Source organism: Salinivibrio proteolyticus (genome assembly GCF_027286365.1).
Lineage (GTDB): Bacteria > Pseudomonadota > Gammaproteobacteria > Enterobacterales > Vibrionaceae > Salinivibrio > Salinivibrio proteolyticus.
The window spans coordinates 962,632-985,064 of the sequence record NZ_CP114584.1; the positions used below are offsets into that span (position 1 = coordinate 962,632).

14 protein-coding genes are annotated in these 22,433 nt (G+C 44.9%); 6 read left to right on the top strand and 8 right to left on the bottom strand.

The window, feature by feature from the left end:
* The first annotated feature begins 1 nt into the window (after position 1).
* A complete protein-coding gene (locus N7E60_RS04715; RefSeq protein ID WP_269598249.1) occupies positions 2 to 196 on the top strand; it encodes an MbtH family protein in 195 nt (64 codons plus the stop codon).
* A 48-nt stretch (positions 197 to 244) separates the two neighbouring features.
* Positions 245 to 8,707 carry an amino acid adenylation domain-containing protein gene (locus N7E60_RS04720; RefSeq protein WP_269598250.1) on the top strand — a complete coding sequence of 2,821 codons (8,463 nt, stop codon included), beginning with the start codon at positions 245 to 247 and terminating at the stop codon, positions 8,705 to 8,707.
* A gap of 78 nt (positions 8,708 to 8,785) precedes the next feature.
* Here N7E60_RS04720 and N7E60_RS04725 read toward each other — a convergent pair whose 3' ends face one another.
* The 3 genes from N7E60_RS04725 to N7E60_RS04735 are packed head-to-tail and all read right to left on the bottom strand — an operon-like array spanning position 8,786 to position 11,728.
* Entirely contained in the window at positions 8,786 to 9,607 is an 822-nt protein-coding gene (locus N7E60_RS04725) for an ABC transporter ATP-binding protein (protein ID WP_269598251.1), read from the bottom strand.
* A 1-nt stretch (position 9,608) separates the two neighbouring features.
* Positions 9,609 to 10,649: an iron-enterobactin ABC transporter permease gene (gene fepG, locus N7E60_RS04730; protein WP_269598252.1), complete on the bottom strand. Its 1,041-nt coding sequence runs from the start codon at positions 10,647 to 10,649 to the stop codon at positions 9,609 to 9,611.
* Positions 10,649 to 11,728, bottom strand: coding sequence for an iron chelate uptake ABC transporter family permease subunit (locus N7E60_RS04735; RefSeq protein ID WP_269598253.1), 1,080 nt, complete (start codon positions 11,726 to 11,728; stop codon positions 10,649 to 10,651). Before N7E60_RS04735 ends, fepG begins: the two co-directional genes overlap by 1 nt.
* A 128-nt stretch (positions 11,729 to 11,856) precedes the next feature.
* Here N7E60_RS04735 and entS point away from each other — a divergent pair, with 128 nt between their 5' ends.
* Positions 11,857 to 13,140, top strand: a complete 1,284-nt coding sequence (entS, locus tag N7E60_RS04740) for an enterobactin transporter EntS (RefSeq protein WP_332301855.1) — start codon at positions 11,857 to 11,859, stop codon at positions 13,138 to 13,140.
* Positions 13,141 to 13,170: 30 nt separating this feature from the next.
* Here the strand turns inward: entS and fepB are convergent, their stop codons facing one another.
* Positions 13,171 to 14,172: a Fe2+-enterobactin ABC transporter substrate-binding protein gene (fepB, locus tag N7E60_RS04745; protein ID WP_269598255.1), complete on the bottom strand. Its 1,002-nt coding sequence runs from the start codon at positions 14,170 to 14,172 to the stop codon at positions 13,171 to 13,173.
* A 214-nt stretch (positions 14,173 to 14,386) separates the two neighbouring features.
* On the opposite strand from fepB, the gene N7E60_RS04750 reads away from it, so the two are divergent.
* On the top strand, positions 14,387 to 15,268 hold the full coding sequence (locus N7E60_RS04750; protein WP_269598256.1) for an isochorismatase family protein: 882 nt from the start codon (positions 14,387 to 14,389) through the stop codon (positions 15,266 to 15,268).
* Between the two features lie 42 nt (positions 15,269 to 15,310).
* Here N7E60_RS04750 and N7E60_RS04755 read toward each other — a convergent pair whose 3' ends face one another.
* Entirely contained in the window at positions 15,311 to 16,930 is a 1,620-nt protein-coding gene (locus N7E60_RS04755) for a (2,3-dihydroxybenzoyl)adenylate synthase (protein WP_269598257.1), read from the bottom strand.
* Positions 16,931 to 16,935: 5 nt separating this feature from the next.
* Positions 16,936 to 18,117 (bottom strand): isochorismate synthase, encoded by a 1,182-nt coding sequence (locus tag N7E60_RS04760; RefSeq protein ID WP_269598258.1) that lies wholly within the window; start codon positions 18,115 to 18,117, stop codon positions 16,936 to 16,938.
* Between the two features lie 177 nt (positions 18,118 to 18,294).
* On the opposite strand from N7E60_RS04760, the gene N7E60_RS04765 reads away from it, so the two are divergent.
* The gene (locus N7E60_RS04765) at positions 18,295 to 19,074 is read left to right on the top strand and encodes a 2,3-dihydro-2,3-dihydroxybenzoate dehydrogenase (RefSeq protein ID WP_269598259.1); all 780 of its coding nucleotides are present in this window, start codon (positions 18,295 to 18,297) and stop codon (positions 19,072 to 19,074) included.
* Between the two features lie 25 nt (positions 19,075 to 19,099).
* On the opposite strand, the gene N7E60_RS04770 is transcribed toward N7E60_RS04765, so the two are convergent.
* The gene (locus N7E60_RS04770) at positions 19,100 to 20,140 is read right to left on the bottom strand and encodes an IS4 family transposase (RefSeq protein ID WP_332301856.1); all 1,041 of its coding nucleotides are present in this window, start codon (positions 20,138 to 20,140) and stop codon (positions 19,100 to 19,102) included.
* Positions 20,141 to 20,183: 43 nt separating this feature from the next.
* Between N7E60_RS04770 and N7E60_RS04775 the strand changes: the two genes are divergently transcribed.
* Positions 20,184 to 20,980 (top strand): IS5 family transposase gene (locus N7E60_RS04775; RefSeq protein ID WP_269597063.1). Its coding sequence is split into 2 segments (ribosomal slippage): positions 20,184 to 20,522 and positions 20,525 to 20,980, totalling 795 coding nucleotides; the frame shifts between segments, so codons are not numbered across the junction.
* 329 nt (positions 20,981 to 21,309) lie between these two features.
* Here the strand turns inward: N7E60_RS04775 and N7E60_RS04785 are convergent.
* Positions 21,310 to 22,386, bottom strand: a complete 1,077-nt coding sequence (locus N7E60_RS04785) for a 3-deoxy-7-phosphoheptulonate synthase (protein WP_269598260.1) — start codon at positions 22,384 to 22,386, stop codon at positions 21,310 to 21,312.
* Between the last annotated feature and the right edge of the window lie 47 nt (positions 22,387 to 22,433).

The following is a 22,433-nucleotide window of genomic DNA, read 5'->3' on the forward strand; positions in this document are numbered from 1 at the left end:
TATGTCTGAGAAATATATCAATCCTTTTGACGAACCTGAAAACCAGTTCTTTGTGCTGATTAATCACAACAATCAATATAGCTTATGGCCTGAATTCAAAGGGATCCCTTCTGGCTGGAAAAGCACATTTGGTCCGTCATTAAAGCAAGACTGCATTGATTATATCGAAACGAATTGGCATGACATTCGTGTGTGAAAAAAAATAGCCACAACGATAATAATTAAATTTTTAAGGAAAAAACCAATGCACACTCAGCAAGTGCAAGATAATTTGTGGCCCCTATTGGGCACACAACAAGGAATTTGGTTTGCCCAGCAAGTGATGCCGAACCCTGAAGAATTCAACGTCGCACATTATGTGGAAATTGAAGGTCAAGTTGACACGTCGATTTTTAGGCAGGCAGTGGCAAAAGGGCTTAACACTGCAGATTCATTACATTGTCGTTATGTAGAAGTCGAAGGCGTAATTAAACAGCAATTTCAGGCCGGAACGGCTTTAGAAGATGTGCTGGAGGTTTTCGATTTTTCCCATTTAGAGCAGCCAAGAAATGCTGCATTGGAATGGATGGAAAAAGATCTGAAAACGGCCATTGATATTCAAAGCAATGGAAGACGCTACCGTCACTGCCTAATTCAATTTGGCGCCAAGAAAGCACCAAAGTGGCTTTGGTACCAGCGTTATCATCATATTGATGTTGATGGATTCAGTTTTAATGCAATTAGCCAAAATATCACCCGTCACTACAACCACATGACACTCGGAACATCCGAGCCTGAAGGTTTTACGCCAATGGCCAAGGTAGTGGCGGAACATGGTCTATTTACTGAATCAGAGCAATACGACAAAGCCCGATATTTTTGGAAGGAGGCCGGAAGGTTATTGCCCGCTCCGCCTTCTTTAACCACTGGCGGAACCGATAAGACACGTTTTGGTGTTGTTAAGCAGCACGTTAGCCTTCGTGGTGGCGATTGGCTACATGCGCAAGGCAACAATGTATTGCCCTCAGAGCTCGCAATGGCTCTTGTGTTTGTGTATTTACATTTACTCAGCGGTAGTAATGACGTCTGCGTCGGCTTCCCGTTTATGCGTCGAATGGGCAGTTCGGCGATGAGTGCTTCTGGTGCAATTGTCAATGTATTACCTTTGGCACTTTCTGTTGATAAAACAATGAGTATTACTGATGTCGCTCTGATGATGAATAAAGCCATCAGACAAGCTCGTCGTTACCAAATGTATGATGCGGAACAAATTTCGCGCGATTTAGGCAAAGTAGGGCAACCCTTGTACGGACCAATGCTCAACTTCAAGCCATTTGAAGGCGAACTGTATGTTGGTAGCAATAAATCGAAAACGCATATCTTATCTGCAGGTCCGATCGATGATATTGAATTTTCTCCTACATTGAGTAACAACAAGCTCGGGATTGAGCTCACTGCCAATGCGCAACAGTATAATACGCAATCATTAATGATTCATGCCGACCGATTTGCCAACATGGTGGATCAAATCGCGCAAAACCCATCAATTACACTCGCTGAAATTGCACTTATTCCTCATAGTGAACAGCAAAGTATCGCTGATTGGTCTGTTGGCAATCGATGGCGAGACCCGCATCAAGATAAATCTGTTCTTGATGTTTTCGAACGCAATGCTGCACAAAAACCAGATGAAACTGCGCTCGTTTATAAGCAACAAAAATGGAGCTTTCAGTCACTGCGTGAAGCCATTGAGCAGCGCACAGTTCAGTTGCGTACTTTGGGTATAAAGTCAAAGCATGTTGTAGGCGTGGCATTGCCTCGAAGTCCAGAAACCGTGGTTACTATGCTGGCTATCATGCGCTGTGGTGGGGCTTACTTGCCAATAGATCTTGATTATCCCCAAGAGCGTATCGAGACGATTCTTGAACAGGCTCAACCTCAAACAGTTATTGTTGAAGATAAAGAAAACCTGTCATGGGGGAGATTAGCAAACTGTACAACACTTGCTGAATTGACCACTCAACAGATTTCAACTCCAGAACCGATTGATATTTCCAAGCATGATGTCGCCTATATCATATTTACTTCAGGCTCAACAGGTGAGCCGAAAGGTGTTATGAACACGCATGGTGCATTACTTAATTTACTTCATTCTCATCAAAACTCTATATTTGCAAAAGCGATATCAAGCCTAGCGACAAATCGCTCAACTGAGCCGGAAAAGATTACTGTTAGGGCCTCACATACCACTTCATTCTCATTTGATGCATCTTGGGAACAAGTTATTTGGATGCTATGTGGTCACACGCTTTATCTTTACGCTGATGATCAGCGCAAAGATGCCTATGAACTAGTTGAATGTGTAGCAAACGACCACATCGATGCAATGGACTTACCCCCACCACTGTTTAATCAGATGCTTGATAGTGGGCTTATGGAGCAGGTTTATACACCGACTCTGGTTCTCATCGGCAGTGAAGCGGTACCAGAAAAACTGTGGAAGCGGGTGGGGAATTACCCTCAGCTGTTGGTAGAAAACTTCTATGGTCCTACCGAATTTACCGTAGATGCGGTGAGTGCACCTTTAAGTGCAGATACCTCTCCTGTCATTGGCCGTCCGATACTCAACGCTAAAGCTTATGTATTGAACAATGTCTTGCAAGAAGTGCCTGTCGGCGTAGCCGGTGAGTTATACCTTGCAGGCGCAGGGCTGGCGAAAGGCTATTTGAATCAACCGGGAATGACAGCAGATCGATTTGTTGCCAATCCATTTGAACACGGTCAGGTCATGTACCGTACGGGTGACTTGGTAAAATGGCGCCAGAATGGGCAGTTAGACTTTATTGGTCGAACGGATGATCAAGTCAAAATTCGTGGTTTCCGTATCGAACTTGGTGACGTAGAAAGTGTAATCAACAATATTCCAGATGTGGATTCATCAGTGGTGATTGCAGAACGTTTTGGAGATTCACACCGTTTAATTGCGTATTGCACGTTGGTCCGTCATGCGAAGGGGCGTATCTCTGAGCAGCAGTTACTCGATGAAATGAGTCAAGCATTACCAGAATACATGGTTCCGGCAGGTTTGAGGATCCTTGACGCGTTTACGTTAAACGTTAACGGGAAAATCGACAGAAAGTCATTACCAAACATTGATCTTACCAATCGCGAAGAAGTGATAGCTCCGGTTACAGAAGAAGAAGTTACTCTATGTAGTGCCATTGCAGAATTGCTTGGTATTGCGAATGTTGGTATTTCAGATGATTTCTTTAATCTCGGAGGAGATAGTATTTCCGCCATGGGGCTTGGCACCATTTTGCGTAAAGTTGGTTTCGAACTGCGCCCCAAAGAAATCTTTGCTGCCCGTAAAGTCGGTGACATGGCGAAAGTGATGAAGCCACTTAACCGGCAAGAACATGTGGCGCAAGAAGGGAAAATAAAGCCGTTGCCAATGTGGCAATGGTTTGAGGACACCTTCTCGGAGGACACCAGCTATGTTCAGAGTGTCTTTGTCGAAATCGAAGCTGATGTCACGTTGAGTGCGCTACAACGAGGGCTGGCGAAACTGGTATCGATGAATTCGGTGTGTCGCTTGATAAGGAAAGAATCGCAATATTATATTGAATCGACAGATCAACTAGATGTTGCATCGTGGGTGGAACATCTAACAGTAGACGAGCTACAACATGCCGATATTGATGCCATATTTGATCAGTATGGTAAGACAATGAGCTTGGCTAATGGTCAGCTACTACGGTTAGTGATGCTAAGTGATAGTAAAGGGCAATGTGGTCTGATGATCTTAGCCCATCACTTGTTGATTGATGGCGTTTCTTGGCGTGTGTTGTTGCCTCAGCTTAAATCACTAACTCGCGCGGAAGTTTCCGATCATGACATCGTCATTCTAAATGAAGTCACGGGTATTAATACGTGGTCTCATGCACTACATAATTATTTGGATGTCGCTGTTCAGCAAATGGCGGATTGGCGAGCACGAGAAAGTCGTCCTGTCATGCCGTTCAAACCTGCGCAGGAGGATTGCCGGGTTAAGCATTGCCGAAATAAACTGGCAGCTGCTACCACAGAGCGTGTGCTTGAGTTCGGTCAACTGTCAGAGTCGATTGATATTGAAGAAATCTTACTTTCATCCGTAAGTGCAGCCATTGCTAATGTGTTTGGCAACGAGGCGATTAAATTCAATCTTGAATCTCATGGGCGAGAAGAGTTTGACTCGTCTATCAACCTAAGCCAAACCATGGGTTGGTTTACCACAGAGTATCCTTTGGTTGTGGCGTTGCCGGAATCAGGGACAACGGTTGACTTGCTGCGCGAGGTAAAGCAAGCCAAACGGAGTATTAAGGATAAAGGGTTGGGGTATATGGCTTTGCTCCATCTTGATAATCCGCATCGTAACGAGTTAAAAGGACTAGCAAGTCGTTATAAGTCATCGGTACTCTTTAACTATTTGGGCCGATTTGAGCAATCGTCAGAGAAATGGTCGCCGCAAAGTCGAGCTGGAAAATTTGCTGATACCTTTGCTGTTCTGTTAGACAGTGAACAAGCACTACAGCACGATCTCGAACTGAATATCTTTGTCGATGAAAATGCAGCCGCGCCCGCATTTGCATTGAACTGGTCATGGAACGAATTCCAGTTTAGCCAAAATGAAATCGATGTTATTAGTGACAAAATTGAAGAGAATCTGAATTCCATTGCTGATTGGCTTTCTTCGAGAACAAGGTTGGCTGAAGAGCTAAAAGTGGCAGCAGAATTGACGGTTGCCGGTATTTCATTGCTACAAGCTTCAAGCCTTGAAAAGCGATATGGAGAGCTTTCAGATGTGCTTCCTGCCTTGCCTTTACAAGAAGGGTTATTATTCCAGTCACAACTGGGTGATGAGAACAGTAATTACAATTCAACAACGCGCTTAACCTTTAACGGTGAGATCAATATTGAACATGTTAAGCGTGCTCTTAATGTGGTGATAAGCCGTCATCCTCAATTAAAGGCTAAGTTTGATAGCGATATGCTGGGTAAAACCGTTCAGCTTATTCCTAAGGAGCTTGGTGAGTGGCCAATCGAGAGTCATAGCATTACTTCGATGGAAGAAAGCGAACAGCAAGCGTATCTGACTCGTTTTGAGAAAAGTGAACTAACGCGCCAGTTTGATCTCAGTAACCCTGAACAATCACTATTAAATGCGAGTGTGATTTATCATGGTGATAACCAAAGTACTTTGTACATCTCAGCTCATCACTTGGTGGTTGATGGTTGGTCGACACCGATTTTGTTGAGAGATTTCCTAACGGCATATGCGAGTGGCGCTGATGTCTTAACGCCGATTAGCGCAAGTTATGCCAGTGTTGTTGAGCAGCTTACAGGAAGAGATAAAAAAGCCGCTCAGCAACGATGGGTGGATGTGTTACAGGGCGTGAATCCAGCCATTGCATTTGAAGATATCCCCGTCACAGATAGGCTCAACGAGCTCGAACTGTTTATCCCAGAAGACAAGACTCGAGTGATCAATCAGCTACTTCGCCACTATGGCCTTACCATGAACTCATTAATGCAAGGTGTTTGGTCGAGCATTCTTGGCAGCATGATGGGCAGAGAAGATGTGGTTTTTGGTACGCCGATATCAGGCCGCTTTGGTCATGTGGAAGGGATTAATGAACATATTGGTTTGTTCAGTAATACCATTCCGGTAAGGATGAAACTTGAACCAGATCTAAGTTTGCTTGAGCAGCTAAAAGCGCATCAAGAAATTCAGATTCAATTACTAGAGCATGATGAGCTTGGTTTGGGTGAAATTCAGCAATTGGCTGGCGGCGAAACGCTATTTGATACGCTGCTGGTGGTTGAGAACTATCCAGACCATTCTGATTGGCTTAACAAAGACTATGCAGGGGCACAGCTGTGCAATATTCATAACCGTGGCTACACTCATTACCCATTAACGGTCTTAGTGTTACCCGGTGAGCAGATCCATATTCTGTTTGAATACCGCGATACAGCGGGTATCGCTGAGCAAGTAATACAGCGCTTTGAACAAGTGTTAGATGCGATTATCGAATCACCAGAGGCAAGCTTGACCCAGTTAGATTTACGTCTTGCTGATGAAGTTGAGTTACAGCAGCGTGTCAACCAGACCAAAGTTGCGTTACCAGAGCAAACCTTGCGTTCGCTGATGGTGCAACAAGCTGAGAAAACGCCCGAAAAACTTGCTTTGGTTGATGAAGAACGAAGTTTCACTTATCGCGAAATGAGAGGGCAGGTAAAAGCGATAGCGGAGTTACTCTGGCAGCACAATGTGAGTGTTGGCGATATTGTTGCCGTTGCTTTGCCAAGAAGTACGAAGTTAAGTCTTGCGTTCAATAGTATTATTGAATGTGGGGCCGCTTACTTACCGCTTGATGTGGGTTATCCAGACGAAAGGTTGGCGTACATGGTCAATGATGTGAAGCCTAAGCTGATCATCACGACATCTGAGCACCAAGCGCGCTTTTCTGCATTCGGAGAGTTGCTGATTTTGGATGAACTTCCTAAACCAGTGGCTTCCACGCTGACGGAAGAGAAGGATGGGCTTGCGCCTTATCATGGGGCCTACATTATCTATACATCTGGCTCGACAGGGAATCCGAAAGGCGTGTTAGTTTCGCATCAGGCTATCGTAAACCGCCTGAAATGGATGCAGCATGAATATACACTCAATGCGCAAGATGTGGTCTTGCAAAAAACGCCATGCAGTTTTGATGTTTCCGTCTGGGAGTTCTTCTGGCCGCTGATTGAAGGTGCGAGCTTGGTCATGGCACCACCGGAATCGCATAAAGATCCGGAGTGGTTAATGCAGATCATCAATGGCTACAAAGTGACAACCATGCACTTTGTACCGTCTATGCTTGCTGCGTTTATGGCATCGATAGAAAACAGTCATGAACAAGGTGAGCGTGTCGCTCGAAGCTTACAGCGTGTTTTCTGTTCTGGTGAGGCATTATCGAAAGAACTGTCTAATCAATATGCACGCTGGATAGAGGCGCCATTACACAACTTATATGGTCCAACTGAGGCGGCGGTTGATGTGACGTATTGTCCGGCTTTTGGTTCTATTTTAGCTGAAAGCTTAGGGACGAGTGTGCCGATCGGTCTACCCGTATGGAATACGCAGGTGTATGTGCTAGATAGCTTCCTGAGAGAAACGCCAGTGGGTGTCCCCGGTGAGTTGTATCTAGCTGGTGATCAATTGGCTATCGGCTATTTGAACCGCAGTGGATTAACGGCAGACAGGTTTATTGCGAATCCGTTCTCGAGTGGGGAGCGTATGTACCGTACAGGAGATGTTGTTCGTTGGCTACCCTCTGGAAAAATCGAATACCTTGGTCGAAGTGATGATCAATTAAAAATTCGTGGTCAACGGATTGAACTGGGAGAAATCGAAACGGCGCTTCAATCGCTTGCAGGTGTTAAGCAGGCCCTTGTCTGTGCAAAATCCTTGAGTAATGAAGAGGGCATGGCGGGTGCGGATGATCGCCAGCTTGTGGGTTATGCGATCCTCAATGATGGTGTCGAAACGGAGAGTGAAACTCTGCGCAGCAAACTGGCAGAGCATTTGCCAGCTCACATGGTTCCTGTTGCCATTATCTTGATGGAAGAATACCCATTAAGTGCCAACGGCAAACTTGATCGCAAAGCGTTGCCTCTCCCAAGTGACGTTGTTACTGGTTCTGGGCGAACGGCACGACCAGGGATGGAAACTCAACTTGTGAGCATATTTGCTGACGTGTTAGGGCTGGATACTCTGTCTGCAGAAGATGATTTCTTTGCCTTAGGTGGTCACTCATTAATAGCAATGAAGCTGGCAGCAGATATTCGTCGAATTCTTAATGTTCCTGTGACCATTGGTCAAATCATGGTGAATCCAACACCAGAGAAACTGACGGCATTATTATTAGACGATGAAGCGCTAAACGATCCAACTCTTGCTGGCTTTGGTGAAGTCCTGCCAATAAGAGCGGGATCTGGTCCCGCGCTCTTCTGCATCAATTCAGCCTCTGGCTTCGCGTGGCAATATACAGGTTTACCTAAATATCTGGATGGTCACTATCCAGTGTTTGGTCTGCAATCACCACGTCCAAATGGTGCCATCTCTGCGGGGAGAGACATGGAAGATGCTTGTGATATTCATATGAAAGCATTGAAGCAATTACAGCCTGAAGGGCCATACCATTTACTAGGCTATTCCTTTGGTGGAACAGTAGCTCAAGCATTGGCATCTAAACTGCAACGTCAAGGTGAAGAAGTTGCATTCTTAGGCTTGCTAGATACCTACCCACCTGAAGGCCAAGATTGGGAAGGGCCAATGAATGAAGAGGCGCAAGACGAGATCGAAAGAGAAAAGGATTTGTTCTTAGCAGCAAATGACATTACAGATGATGAATTGGACAAGCAACGTATGGCGATGTTTAAAGATATTATATCGAACTATGAAGATGCTGTTCGGCTATTATCTAGTGCAAAATCATCACTTTATGATGGTGAGGTGAATTTGTTCGTGGCTGAACGTACCTTACCGGAGGGGTATGACATTGATGCGCATTGGAAGCCATTTATTACCAGCTTGCACAAGCATTATTTTGAGTGTTCGCACGAAGATATTATCGCGCCTGGAAACGTTGGTGATGTTGGGGAGCAGCTAAATACGTTGCTTAGTGGACTCCCAAGTTTGAAGTAACAAAAATAAAACCGGCGAAATCGCCGGTTTTTATTGGTGTAAATTCTTTATGTGAAACGCATGATATCGTCAGAAACGCTAGTCGACTCTAGAATCTCGAGGAATGATCATTGGCGTCTTGGTTAGAGGGTCAGGCATTACTAAACAACGTAACCCATATACGTGTTGGATCAGTGTTTCTGTGATCACCGTATTGGGTGTTCCTTCTGCAACGACCTGTCCTGAATTCATCACGATTAAGTGATCAGCATAACGACATGCATGATTGAGATCGTGCAGCACCGCAACGATGGTTGAACTGTTTTGCCGATTCAGTTTTCTAAATAGATCCAATAGTTCAATTTGATGTGCAATGTCTAAATAAGTTGTCGGTTCATCTAACAGTAAATAAGGTGTTTTTTGCGCCAGAACCATGGCAACCCAAACACGTTGCCGCTGTCCTCCGGACAATGCTTCAACGTTTTGCCCTAGTAATGGCTCAACCTGAGTTGCCTCTATCGCTTGTTGTACGGCCTGTTCGTCAGCTTGTGTCCAGCGTTTCAAAAATGATTGATGAGGGAAGCGCCCTCGACATATGAGATCGTGAACAGTTAAGCCAGATGGCGCAATTGCAGATTGGGGCAATAGTCCTAGCTGCTTTGCCAGTTCTTGACGAGGAAAGCAGCAGAGATTTTTGCCATCTAACAAAACAGATCCAGATTTGGGCATGAGCAGATTGCTTAATCCGCGTAGTAATGTTGATTTACCGCAGCCGTTTGGTCCTAAGATGACAGTGAATTTATTGTCTGGGATGTCAACTGACAAAGATTGAGATATGACGTTATCTTGGTAGGCTAGTGTGACTTGTTCCGCCTGCAATCGATAGCGCGAGCTTATTTTATGCTGTGTTGAGTTAGTCAAATTATGATCTCTCTGATTGGCGAATAAGTAAATACAGCAAGTAGATACCTCCAATACTTATGGTGATCACGCCGACGGGTAATTGGTTTGGTGCAAATAAATTTACGGCGGTGAAATCGGACAGAGTGAGTAACATCGCTCCCATTAATGCAGAGGCCATCAGTCCCACCGAACCATCTTTGGTTAGCTTTCTAGCAAGTTGTGGGGCGACTAAAGCGATGAATGAAATCGGGCCCGAAGCGGCAGTGACTGCAGCCGTCAAAATGACGCCAGATAGCATCGCTAACCGCCGAGTGCGTTCACCACTTACGCCAAGCATTGCGGCATTGTCATCACCCATCTCTAAAATGTTTAACTTTCTGACAAGCGTTGCAGATATTACAAAAGCGACAGCAATAAATACAAACGATGGCAAAATTTTATTCCACCCCAGTCCATTTAATGTACCAGCGCCCCATATAGCGGCTGTCATCGCCGTCTCCAACTTGCTTGTGAGCATCAGCCAGCTATTAAAAGCGCTTAACATGGCGCTGATGCCGATACCAATGATGATTAATCTAAATCCTTGGATTCCTTGTTTGTATGCCATCAGGTATACAGCACTTGCTGCAATTAAGCCGCCTGCGATTGAACCAAATGCAATCTCAAAATAGTTTCCCCCAAATACAATGATGACGACCAGTGCACCTGTGTATGCGCCAGTGTTAAAGCCAATAATGTCAGGGCTTCCTAATGGGTTACGGATGAGTGATTGAAAAAGTGCACCACTGACTCCGAGTGCTGCACCAAAAACAAGCGATGCAAATAACCTCGGTAGTCGCCATTCAAGAATTACAATTGAAGTGAATTGCTCAGCTGTGCCGAATGCGACCTCAACAAGATCGGTCAAGCTTGTTCTTAGCTCTCCTTGAGACAAAGCAAAGGTGGCAATGATTATTGTGGCTATCGTAAGCAAAATGCACCAAGCGACAGTCCGTTTGGATAATAGAAAATTGAAGCGACCACTTTTGCGGCCAAGTAGGTAAGTACCTGATGGTTGCATTAGAGTTTACCAAAGGAGTTCAGTTTACGAGCGAGGTAAATTAAGACTGGGGCCCCGACAAACGCTGTCACAATAGAGACTCGGACTTCATTGACAGCGATAACACGGCCAATGATATCGGCGTTAATCAAAAGGAGCGGACCAAGAACCATTGCATAAAGCGTCAACCAGCGTTGGCTTGAAGAAGCCAGCTTTCGAGCCACGTGTGGGATCATCAAGCCAACAAAGCCAATTGGACCAGCAAGCGCTGTGGCACTGCCACATAAAATAGCGATCACCAGCAGAGCTAAAGCTTGTGTCTGTTTGACATTCGTCCCCAGTCCTTGCGCAACATCTTCACCAAGGGCTAGGTTATCCAACCCTGGGGCAATTAATAACGCGACTATCAATGCAAATGTAATGGGAGCGATGGCCGTAAAAGTCAAAGAGAGGTTTCTGATATCTAATGAGCCAGCGTCCCAGAAACGCATTTCGTCAAAGGCTTGAGGGTTTAAAAGTGTCACTGATGACGACACTCCCGCAAGAAGTGCGCCTAGAGCCACACCTGCAAGTGTAATTTTTAATGGATTCACTCGGGCCTCTTTATATGTTCCGATGAAATAGACAAATAAACTCGTGGCAAGAGCACCGAGAAAAGCGAACCACAGGTGTTCAGTCATCAAATGGTTACCGAAAATTGCGACACCCATAAGCACGAAAAAGCTGCTACCAGCATTCACACCAAGGATACCGGGGTCCGCAAGAGGATTACGTGTCAAAGATTGTATTAACGCCCCTGCCACAGCTAACGCCGCTCCGACCAGCAACCCAACGAGAGTTCGTGGGACTCTTGCTTCAAGGATTATTTGGCTCGCTGTTGATGTTACTGTGCCTCGCAAGCTTCCAAACACAACACTTGGCGATATACTTTTGGCACCGATCATCAAGCTTAAGATGCATGTGAACAGCAGTAGAGCACATAAAGAAAATAACGTTAAAGAGTGACGATAAGTGCGTTTTTTACGGGAGTCTGACGTTTGGGAGAGCGCCGTTTTATTTGGTAAGAGAGAAGAGATTAAGGGCAACTTGTGAGTACTCATAAATACAATTGTAAATAATTATCATTGCCATTATTGTAACTTGATGCTTAGAATGTTCAAGCAATAAGCATCCTCTTTGAACGTGTTGATTTCACAACTCACAATATTTGACGTAAGAAATAATGAAAATGCCCAAAATCATGCTGGATTTCAGCTTACTTAAAGAAAACCCGAATTTTAGAATGGTATTTATCGCAAGGATGATGTCGATTCTTGCTCTTGGCATGATGACCGTCGCTGTACCAATACAGATACATCAAATGACAGGCTCAACCCTTCAAGTCGGAATGATCATGGCATTAGATGGTATCGGCATGTTTGTCGGATTGCTCATCGGGGGCGTTTTGGCAGATAAATATGACCGACGCAAACTCATTCTATTCGCCAGAGCAACATGTGGCATAGGATTTGGGGCGTTAGCCTTAAACAGTCTATTAGCGGAATCTTCCTTGTTTGCACTTTATGTACTTTCTGTGTGGGATGGCTTTTTTGGCGCGATGGGAATGACGGCCTTGATGGCTTCGTTGCCAGTTATTGTTGGCCGAGAGAATTTGCCCTCAGCGGCGGCACTGAGCATGCTTACCGTTCGCATGGGAATGGTTTTGTCACCAGCGATTGGTGGGTTGCTCATCTCGTTTGGCGATGTCAGTTGGAACTACCTCGCTGCTTCAATTGGTACCTTGTGCACCTTATTCCCGTTGTTCAGACTTCCTTCCATGAACCCGAGTCATGAGGTACCAGAAAATCCGTTGTTGTCATTGTATGAAGGCGTAAAGTTTCTCTTTTCTAACAAGGTAGTGGGGTGTGTGGTTGTTTTTGGCACCTTAGAAACACTTGCAACAGCGGTTAGGGTTATGTTTCCCGCGTTAGCTCTTGAAACATTTACTGGGAATGCAGCGAATGCCGGGTTGATGTACTCCGCGATCCCATTAGGCGCAATGGTCGGTGCATTAACGTCAGGCTGGGTAAAGCAATCTCAACGACCGGGAATGGTTATGATCTACGCAACTATGGGAACATTTTTAGCCATTGTGGCAATGGGGTTGGCAGGAAACTACTGGTTATTCCTTGGTATATTGGTGATATACGGATACTTAGGTTCTGTGGCTTCGCTTATTCAATATTCTATTGTCCAAGGGCACACCCCGGATCATTTATTAGGCCGTGTAAGCAGTTTATGGACAGCGCAAGACGTAACTGGAGACTCGATGGGTGCTATTGGATTAGGTGCTTTAGGTAAGGTTATGGCGCCAGCAATGTCGATATTTTCATTTGGATTGGGGGCGACAGGGGCAGGGATGTTAATGGTTATTCTGTTCCGCCCGCTGCGCCGAGCAAAGCTATTTGATCCTGCTTTGGCTCCGTCACCAGAGCCAACCGGTTCAGTAAAAGAAGTCACAGCGACAAGTTAGAATAGACCGCCCTATATGGGCGTTTGTTTTCTATCGAGCATTGAAAAGTGTTTCAATGTTCTCAAGTAAATTCATGGAGCTGTAATAATCGAGTCTAAATGAATCATTACCCATTGCGTAAACATGGTGATCTCGAACCGCTTTCAAATGGGCGATGAACTTGTTTTCTCGTAATTGCTGAATCACAGGTGTCTCTGCGGCGAACAAAAGTATGGATTGACCCGTTATCGCATCGGCAAAGTTCTCACCATTGACTGGAACAATGTCTTTTCGTTGTCCCATTTGATGGTTGTCTGTGAGTGGTTCAGGGATCTCACTTAACTCAAACCCTAAGGCTTGCAAAACTTTTCCTTGGGCGGAGTTTACTGTCCAAAAATTAGCGCCACGACCATCGCCATAATACACCATGGCAGTAGTTGGTTGAGGTGGTAGTTTAATGCGCTTTTTGACTTCGACAACCCTATGATTGAAGCGTTGAATTGCGTATTCCGCTTGTGTTTCCCGATCAGTAAATGATGCCAATAGTCGAGCAAGCTCCTGCCAGCTTTTATCGTCGTAATTAATAACCAGAGTCGGAGCGATAGCTGAGAACTGGTCATACATTTTTATTGCAGAGTCACCACCCGTTGCGGACACAATAATCAAATCTGGTCGTTCTTTGGCGACGACTTCTGCATTAGCCAACCCTTGATACAGTGGTTTGACGTTTCTTTCATTGGCAACGGAGCGCCATTGATAAAAATACCCATCTTTATCTGCGACAGGACTATTGGGAAGCGTCCCCCCCGAAGCAATTACTGGAGCATCAATAGCCAAAAGTGTTCCTGTGATCGAAACACTAGTGGAAACGATGCGCTTGGGTGGCGATGTGAGTGTGATGTGACCATAGCTTGACGTTATTTTCTTTGGCCAACCGTCTGAAACAGTTAATGGCTTAGACTGCTGGTCGGAAATTGCAGCATCATTGCATGCCGACAATAAGGTCAGAAAAAGCAGCCCTGTGAAAATTCTCGCATAGTGGTGTCTCATCATTAGTTCCCGTGGTTAATCGCTCTATAGCGAACGCGTATGACATCATTATTGGTAGGAGTCATCTACTTTATTGCGAACTACTATCATTATCAATTGATTTTTCCTTTGCTGCTGCTTACTATTGGTTAAATGATAATTGTTACCATTTGTTTCTTTGCTCTTAAACAATGTCACCAATTTCTATATAGGAAATAACTCACTAAGGATTATAAAAATGGCGATTCCCAAGATTGCTGGCTACGAAATACCAGAAGTTGATACTTTCCCTGACAACAAAGTCAACTGGAGTATTGAGCCAGACAAAGCGGTGTTATTGGTTCACGACATGCAGGAGTACTTTATTAATTTTTTTGATAAAGCCAAGCAACCTATCCCACACTTACTTCGCAATGTACAAAATATCGCACAAGCAGCCCGTCATGCGAATATCCCCGTGGTTTATACGGCGCAACCTGCGAATCAAGACCCTAAGGAACGTGCTTTACTAACGGATTTCTGGGGGGCAGGCCTCACGCAAGAAACAGAAATCATTGCAGAAGTTTCCCCCGAACAAGGTGATATTCAATATAAAAAATGGCGCTATAGCGCGTTTAAGAAGACGCCTCTATTAGATTGGATGAGAGAAACTGGGCGTGACCAACTGATTATTGTCGGGGTTTACGGTCATATCGGTATTTTGTCCACTGCGCTTGATGCGTTTATGCTAGACATTAAGCCTTTCATTGTCGGGGATGCGATTGCAGACTTTACTTTGGAAGATCATCAGTACGCGTTGAAATACGTTGCAGGCAGAGCGGGTTGCATTAAATCAATATCACAGGTTATCAATGAAATAGTACAGGATGGGCAGCTGAATTCAGAGCTGAGTCTGGCTTCCATGCGTGTTGATGTCGCAAAGATTCTAGATATGGATATTGAAGAAGTTGATGTTGATGAGAATCTAATGTTTTTAGGCTTAGACTCCATAAGAGTAATGACGTTATTTGAAGCTTGGAGAAAGCAAGGCATTGACATTACCTTTTCGGACATCATGCAAAAAACCACTTTAAGAGAATGGTGGCAAATGATTGAATCGAATTTGGAAGTCACTGTTTAGAGCGAAAGCAACAACCGATTTCTGATGAAATCGGTTGTTTTATTATGAAGAGAATCGTTCTCTTAGTACCTGCTTGTTTATTTTACCCGCCGGAGTTTTAGGCAAGGTTTCAGCAAAATGGATTTGGTCAGGAATTTTGAATTGAGCAAGTCCTTGGCTGTGCAAGAAGCGTTTTAGTTCAACAGGCTTTGGTGCCTTGTTGCTTTCAGGAACGATAATCGCACAGCTTCGCTCGCCCAGAAATTGATCAGGTATGGCGACTAAAGCGACATCATGTACGCTGTCATGTTGAAGTAGCAGATTTTCTACTTCTTCTGCGGCGATCTTTTCTCCTCCTCGGTTGATTTGGTCTTTATCACGTCCAGTAACAATGATGTTGCCGTCAGAGGTTAGCCGAACGAGATCTCCCGTGGCGTAAAATCGTTCTGCGTTAAATGAACGTTGATTGTGTTCTTTGGCGCGGAAATAACCTTGGATCGTATATGGACCTCGGGTTAATAGTGCACCTTCTTCACCTACAGGGACGGGTTTGCCTTCGTCATCAACCACGAGCACTTCATCATCTGGCGACATTGGCCGCCCTTGTGTTTTTACGATGACATCAATCGGGTCATCTAAACGTGTATAGTTAACCAAACCTTCCGCCATTCCAAAGACTTGTTGTAATTGGCAGTTTAGCTTACTAGGTAACTCTCTGGCTGCGGTTTCACTGAACTTGGCTCCGCCAACTTGAACAAACTCAAGACTAGAAATATCGTCACCAGCAGTCTCTGCATGTTTCATCCAAAGTAACGCGAGTGGTGGTACAAGAGCGGAGACGGTGATCCTATGTTGTTCAATCAGCTTGAACGCATTTTGTGGTGAGCTATCTTGTGTCAGTACCACACAGCCCCCAGCAAAGAAAACGCCTAACGCACCTGGGGAGCTTAATGGGAAGTTATGTGCTGCTGGTAATACGCACAGATAGCGTGTTTGTTCACTAAAGTCACATATTGCATTACTTGCGATAACGCTATATGCGTAGTCATTGTGTGTTCTTGGGATCAGCTTTGGCGTGCCTGTAGTGCCACCAGACAGCTGGAAAAAAGCTACATGGTCAGCATGGCTGTTTTGAGCAATACCTTGCGCTTCGTACAGCGTGCTTAATTCGGTTATTTGAGAATCTACTGATTGTTCTGTGTGAATAAGGTATGACAATGATACACATTCATCTTGCAAAGTTAAGGCCGTCTTTTGGGCGTCAAAACCCGGCGTGTCATCAGAGAAAATATACGCTTTTGCTTGTGCGTGATGACAGAAATAGCTGAGCTCGAGAGTTCGGTGAGCTGGCAGTGCAACAACCGGTTTTATCCCTTGCATAGTCAGAGCAAAGAAGCAGATATAAAACTCCGCTCGATTGCTGATTTGCATAACAACACTGTCACCCGATTTCAGGCCTAATGTAATGAATCCTGCGGCGAGACGGGTGACTTTGTCATGCAACTGTTGATAGGTGTATGAGCATTCACCACTGATGATGGCTAAAGCATCTGGATTCGTCTTAACCGAGTCCAGCAAATGGTCGAATAATGTTTTATCTTGCCAATATCCCTTTGCTCGATAGTACTGAGCGGACTCTTGTGGCCATGGTGTAAAATCTAACGTGTGCTGTCTGTTCGTCATGCGTTCTATACCGTAAGCAATTCGTCAATTTGAATACCAGCAGCATGTAAAAATGTTCCCATCTTCGCTCCTGTTTCATCTAGCTCACTTTGAGGTGAAGAGTCCCTGACGATACCTGCACCCGCAAATACGCACATTTTGTGCTGGCTTATTTCTGCGCAGCGAATGGTCACCACCCACTCACCATTACCCCTTGCATCACACCAACCAACCATGCCGGTAAAGTAGCCACGGTCAAAATTCTCTATCTGCTTAATGGCTTGATAAGCCGAATGTCTTGGGAGCCCGCAAACCGCTGGAGTAGGGTGGAGCTCGGCCGCGATTTGCAGTGCATTCGTTGTTGGGTCATCTGCCTGACCTTCCAATACGGTCGACAAGTGCAGCATTGTTTCTGTTTCAATCACTGAGGGCGTCATTGGGGTATACAGGTTGTGACAATAACGACTTAAGACTTTTTCGACTTCCTCGACAACAAAACTATGTTCATTCAAATCCTTTGGGGTATCTAACAAAGAAGCACGTAAATAAAGGTTTTCTTGAGTGTTTTGAGATTTGGGACGAGAGCCCGCTAACGGGTTAGAAATCACGTGACCGCCTTTTTTGGCCAGTAGCAGTTCCGGACTGGCTCCCATCAACTTAACGCCACTTCCAATGTCTGAAGCAAAGGTGTAACCATTAGCATTGATGGATAATAAGTTACGCAGTAGCACTGTTTGGTCGATTGTGTGATCTGTTGTCAGCCTCACTGAGCGTGAAAGTACGACCTTTGATAGCTCTGTGGTATCAAACAAATTCAAGAGAGTAGATACCCCTTGTTTGTAATCGTTTCCAGTTGGAGCAGACACTATGGTCGCTTTATTTGAACTTTGTTTCTCTTGTGCTCTTGCCCTGTGGCTACTGGAAACGTAAAGCTTCTCTGGGATAACAAATCTTGTTGGCGTATTTTCATCAAAAGGAACGGTGGCAAACAAGACAGGGTTATCGTTGTGTTCAGACTTTGCTTTTTCCAACATTTCATTGGCTTGATCTGCCAGTTGTAAAAATGGAATGGCTTGCTCACGTTGTTGTTCAATACCGACGCCTAGCATCGAACTATGAGGGGAAGCAAAGAAGAAAGGGGACTCATCTAATCGCGCATCCAAGATCTCATCAGACATTTTGGAGAATCCAACAACTTCACGTTTCATAAACCTAACCTCTAAATATTGCGTTTCTCATATTTACAAATTGTTTCACATACAAATGTAGTGCTAGAGTATAGATGAGAATGATTATCGACATCAAACGATAATTAATTTCATTTTCATAAGGGGAGATCAATGACGTCAGATCTCTGCTACCACTTGAATGTTGGGGTAAGGTAAATGAATCGTACTTTTGAAACGGTGCTCCTCACTGGAGCAGGTAAAGGTATTGGTTATGCTGTGTTGGAACATTTGTTAGAAAATGGCTATCGAGTGGTAGCGACAGATAAGGATATTTCGACTTTGAGTCAAGGCCTTGAAGGTCTTAGGGCTCGCTTTGATGAATCTAGATTATGTTGTTTCGAATTAGATTTGTTAAAACATGATGAGGTGCATGACAAAGTTTGCCAACTCGATCGTGAGTTTCAGTTTGATCATTTGGTGAGTTGTGCTGGAATATTGCATCTTGGCGCCGTTAACGATATGTCTTTGGAGGACATCAAACAAATGTTTGATGTCAATACCTTTGGTGCTTTGGCGTTGATCCAAGCGATTTCAAACAGCATGAAAGATAGACAGCAGGGAAACATTGTCGTAATTGGCTCAAATTCGGCAAATACACCTAGGTTGAATATTGGGGCATATGCAGCAACAAAATCAGCCTTACATATGCTAGTGAAATGCGTTGGTTTGGAACTTGCTGAAAAGGGCATTCGCTGTAATCTTGTTAGCCCTGGCTCAACGAGAACAGAGATGCAGACCCAGTTATGGAACGCGAACTACGGTGAGAATGAAGTCATAAAAGGCAACTTGGAGCAATATCGGTTGGGGATTCCATTGGGGAAAATGGCAGAACCAAAAGACATGGCTAAAGCAGTTCTCTTTCTGATGTCTGATGGTGCTAAACAAATCACAATGCATGATCTCCGTGTGGACGGAGGGGCAACGTTAGACAATTAATGAAGCCGGGCGCTGGCGGATCCCCTCATAATTGACCGAGCCCCATCGTATGCGTTAGCCGTTGATATTCCCTGATGGCCCACTGATATTGGGTCAGCTTAATCAGATATCGCCGATGGTTTCTGACCTCGCGACCAAGGCGAGGAATCGAGAGCACGCGACGATGCTTGATGGTGTTGGCTTGAAAGTGATAATGCCAACCTGCTTGGGTCGCCACTAAGCCATTCCACCACATTAAGATATCGGCAAGCAGGGCAATGAGTAGCAAGATATTGAGCCGTTTTACACAGCGCGTCCGGTTGTGTCGAAGTGCCATGCCGTAGGCGGTGCTTTTTAAGTCTCTAAAGGCTTCTTCTATCTGCATACGCTTGGCATAAAGCCGCGTGATTTGGACCGCATTCATTGCATGCGTGGGGATATTCGTTACGAGCAACCAAGGTTCACTGCTCCCTTTTTGATAAAGCGCGTTGGCGGAATGATGCTGGCAGGTGCGGCTATGACGATGCACTTTGCGTCCTTTGGGGGCACCTTTGTAGAGATACGCAAAGCAATGAAGAGGCGAACGCTTCGCTAATAAACAGGGCCCAAGAGTGTGAGGTTTAGCTGATGCGTCAGGGTAAAACTGCTTATTGGATTGCCACGGGTGCTGATGGGTTTTAATCGAGACCTCGCCACGTACGCGGCCTAACCAGAACCAGCCTTTTTGTGCCACTTGTCGGAACCAAGTATTTCTAAAGCCAGCATCGGTGACCAAGATTGGGTGGCAACCGTCAGGCAATATCCCTTGGAGCGTATCGAGAAAGCGTTGATGGGTGCGAGGCGAGTTATAGTCGCCATATTCAAAGGCTTGCTCATACAAAGTGACGGCACGCCCATCCACGGCGATAGAAGCACGCAGTGTCATATAGCGCAATTGCTCACGCACATCCGACCAATCAACCAAGATGACGGGACAAGGATTGGCGCGCGTAATCAGATGCGCATGCCAGCGATAAATGAGATTTTTCTCTTGATGTAACAGCGTATTGCCTAATAGGCGGTCGATACGTTTAGAACCTATCTCAATAGGTGTTGTCTGAGTAAATCAACACCTATTGAAAATACTGTAAATGAATTCGACACAATACCTAATCTCTGACGCCCTTTGGGCAAAAATTGAGCCGCTTTTACCAATCCACAAGACGAACCATCCTCTAGGAACACATCGAAAGAGAGTCGATAATCGTGATGCCATGAACGGCATCCTCTTTGTTCTCAGAACTGGTTGTCAGTGGAATGCGCTTAACGCGACAGGTATTTGTTCCTCTAGCTCTGCACATCGTCGTTTTCAAGAGTGGCGAGATGCAGGAGTCTTTGAGCGATTTTGGCAAAATGGCCTGATTTACGAAGGGGTTGATTGGAGTTCCATATCAATGGACGGGTGCCAAACTAAAGCACCTTTAGCTGGCTCAAAAAAACAGGTAAGAACCCAACAGACCGTGCGAAACAAGGCGTAAAACGCAGTTTGTTGACGGATGCGAATGGATTGCCACTGGCTGTTGTTAGCGATGGCGCAAACGTCCACGACATTAAGCTGGTACTTCAAACATTAGATGCACTAGAGTGTTATCGGCCGCCGCTGAAAGTACCTTTGTACCTAGACAAAGGTTATACAGGCCAGTGGTTACATGATGAACTGGTTGCTTTGAACTACATTCCCCATGTTCAATCACGTGCTGAAGAGGCCGCGAGCTTGAAGCAATCGGATGATTTTAAGGCTCATCGTTGGGTTGTTGAGCGAACTCATAGCTGGCTAAACCGTTATCGTAGATTGCTTGTTCGTTGGGAAAAGAAAATCGAAAACTACGAGGCCATGTTGCATTTTGCTTGTGGCCTCATTGTTTGGAATAAATCCCTTTTGGGATAGGTTCTTAATCGCATGTTTAACTGAGGTTTGTGTCTCAAGTGCGCGCCCAAGCTTGGTGAGGGTTAAATCAGCGCCGTCGAGTAAGGTTTTAGTGGCAAGAGTAAGAGAAATAAGCCGTTTTTTGTGAATTTTGGGGCACTGTTTTGACAGTGTTTGTAGTAGGATTTGATCATCACGCATCGTTAGCATCGCTATTGAATCTGTCTGTATCGAGTGTGTTTTTGGCGAAATTCATTAGATCAGAGGGAGCGATGCGTGTCTACCTCATTGTTTCAACTGATATTTATGAGGGGATTCCCTAGAGCCGGGCGTTATGCCCGGCTAAATAGTTAAGCGATCTCAGAATGAAGGTATTCGTTTTGGTAAGCAACCTTAACAGCTTCGTCGAGTTTAGATAAGAAGCTGACCGAATCATCCCAGTTCAAACACTCGTCGGTAATCGACTTGCCGTAACACAACTCTCCTGAATTCAATGCTTGGTTACCACCTTGCAAAAAGCTCTCACACATCACACCTGAAATGCTCGTTTCACCTGCGGTTAATTGATCGCAAATGTTATTGATAACATTGAGTTGGTTTTTTGCAATCTTACCACTGTTGCCATGACTGCAGTCGATAATGAGGCTAGGTGCTAACTTGTTATACTCAAGGTCATAAGCAGTACTACGAACATTTGGGCTAAAGTAGTTTGGAGTCAATCCTCCGCGAAGAATGACATGACAATGTGGGTTGCCTGATGTCTGGAGTGCGATTGGATACCCATTGGAACTGAAAGTCAGCAGCAAGTGAGAGTCTCCTGCAGCATGTATAGCGTCAATTGATATGGAGGTATTTCCGTCTGTTCCATTTTTAAAACCAATAGCACAGTGAAGTGCTGATGCAAGTTGTCGATGAGGTTGTGACTCTGTTGTACGTGCTCCAATCGCCCCCCAGCAGACAAGGTCAGCAATATATGGAGCAATGTTTGTATCGAGAAACTCTGTTGCAGTAGAGACGCCAAGCTCCAGTATCGATTTCAATAATGAGCGACTTTGATAGATGCCATGCTCTAAATTGGAATCACCTGTTAACTCTGGGTCGACGATAAAACCTTTCCAACCTTTTCGTGTTCTTGGCTTTTCGAAATACGTTCGCATGACAATTTTTAACGTTCGACTAAATTGTTTTTGAATTTTGGCTAATCTATTCGCGTATTCCAAAGCTGCATTAGGGTCATGGATTGAACACGGACCAATGATCACAAGCATACGCTTGTCTTTTCCCGATAGAATATCTTTGATCTCGTCACGTTGAGTTTCGATAAAACGCTCTAAGCTCTCATCTACTCCAGATTTAGATAACACAGTGTGTAGGGTAGGGAGTTGTATGGCTGACGCTGCGTTGATGGTGTTGTGTAAAGTTTGCATGCCTAATATCCAAATAAACCAAAAGACGACAAATATAATGATGCCTC

Excerpts from the sequence above, each read along its gene's own strand:
- N7E60_RS04715 (WP_269598249.1), top strand. The coding sequence starts at position 2 with ATGTCTGAGAAATATATCAATCCTTTTGACGAACCTGAAAACCAGTTC.
- N7E60_RS04720 (WP_269598250.1), top strand. The coding sequence starts at position 245 with ATGCACACTCAGCAAGTGCAAGATAATTTGTGGCCCCTATTGGGCACA.
- fepG (WP_269598252.1), bottom strand. The coding sequence starts at position 10,649 with ATGCAACCATCAGGTACTTACCTACTTGGCCGCAAAAGTGGTCGCTTC.
- N7E60_RS04735 (WP_269598253.1), bottom strand. The coding sequence starts at position 11,728 with ATGAGTACTCACAAGTTGCCCTTAATCTCTTCTCTCTTACCAAATAAA.
- entS (WP_332301855.1), top strand. The coding sequence starts at position 11,857 with ATGCCCAAAATCATGCTGGATTTCAGCTTACTTAAAGAAAACCCGAAT.
- fepB (WP_269598255.1), bottom strand. The coding sequence starts at position 14,172 with ATGATGAGACACCACTATGCGAGAATTTTCACAGGGCTGCTTTTTCTG.
- N7E60_RS04750 (WP_269598256.1), top strand. The coding sequence starts at position 14,387 with ATGGCGATTCCCAAGATTGCTGGCTACGAAATACCAGAAGTTGATACT.
- N7E60_RS04755 (WP_269598257.1), bottom strand. The coding sequence starts at position 16,930 with ATGACGAACAGACAGCACACGTTAGATTTTACACCATGGCCACAAGAG.
- N7E60_RS04760 (WP_269598258.1), bottom strand. The coding sequence starts at position 18,117 with ATGAAACGTGAAGTTGTTGGATTCTCCAAAATGTCTGATGAGATCTTG.
- N7E60_RS04765 (WP_269598259.1), top strand. The coding sequence starts at position 18,295 with ATGAATCGTACTTTTGAAACGGTGCTCCTCACTGGAGCAGGTAAAGGT.
- N7E60_RS04785 (WP_269598260.1), bottom strand. The coding sequence starts at position 22,386 with ATGCAAACTTTACACAACACCATCAACGCAGCGTCAGCCATACAACTC.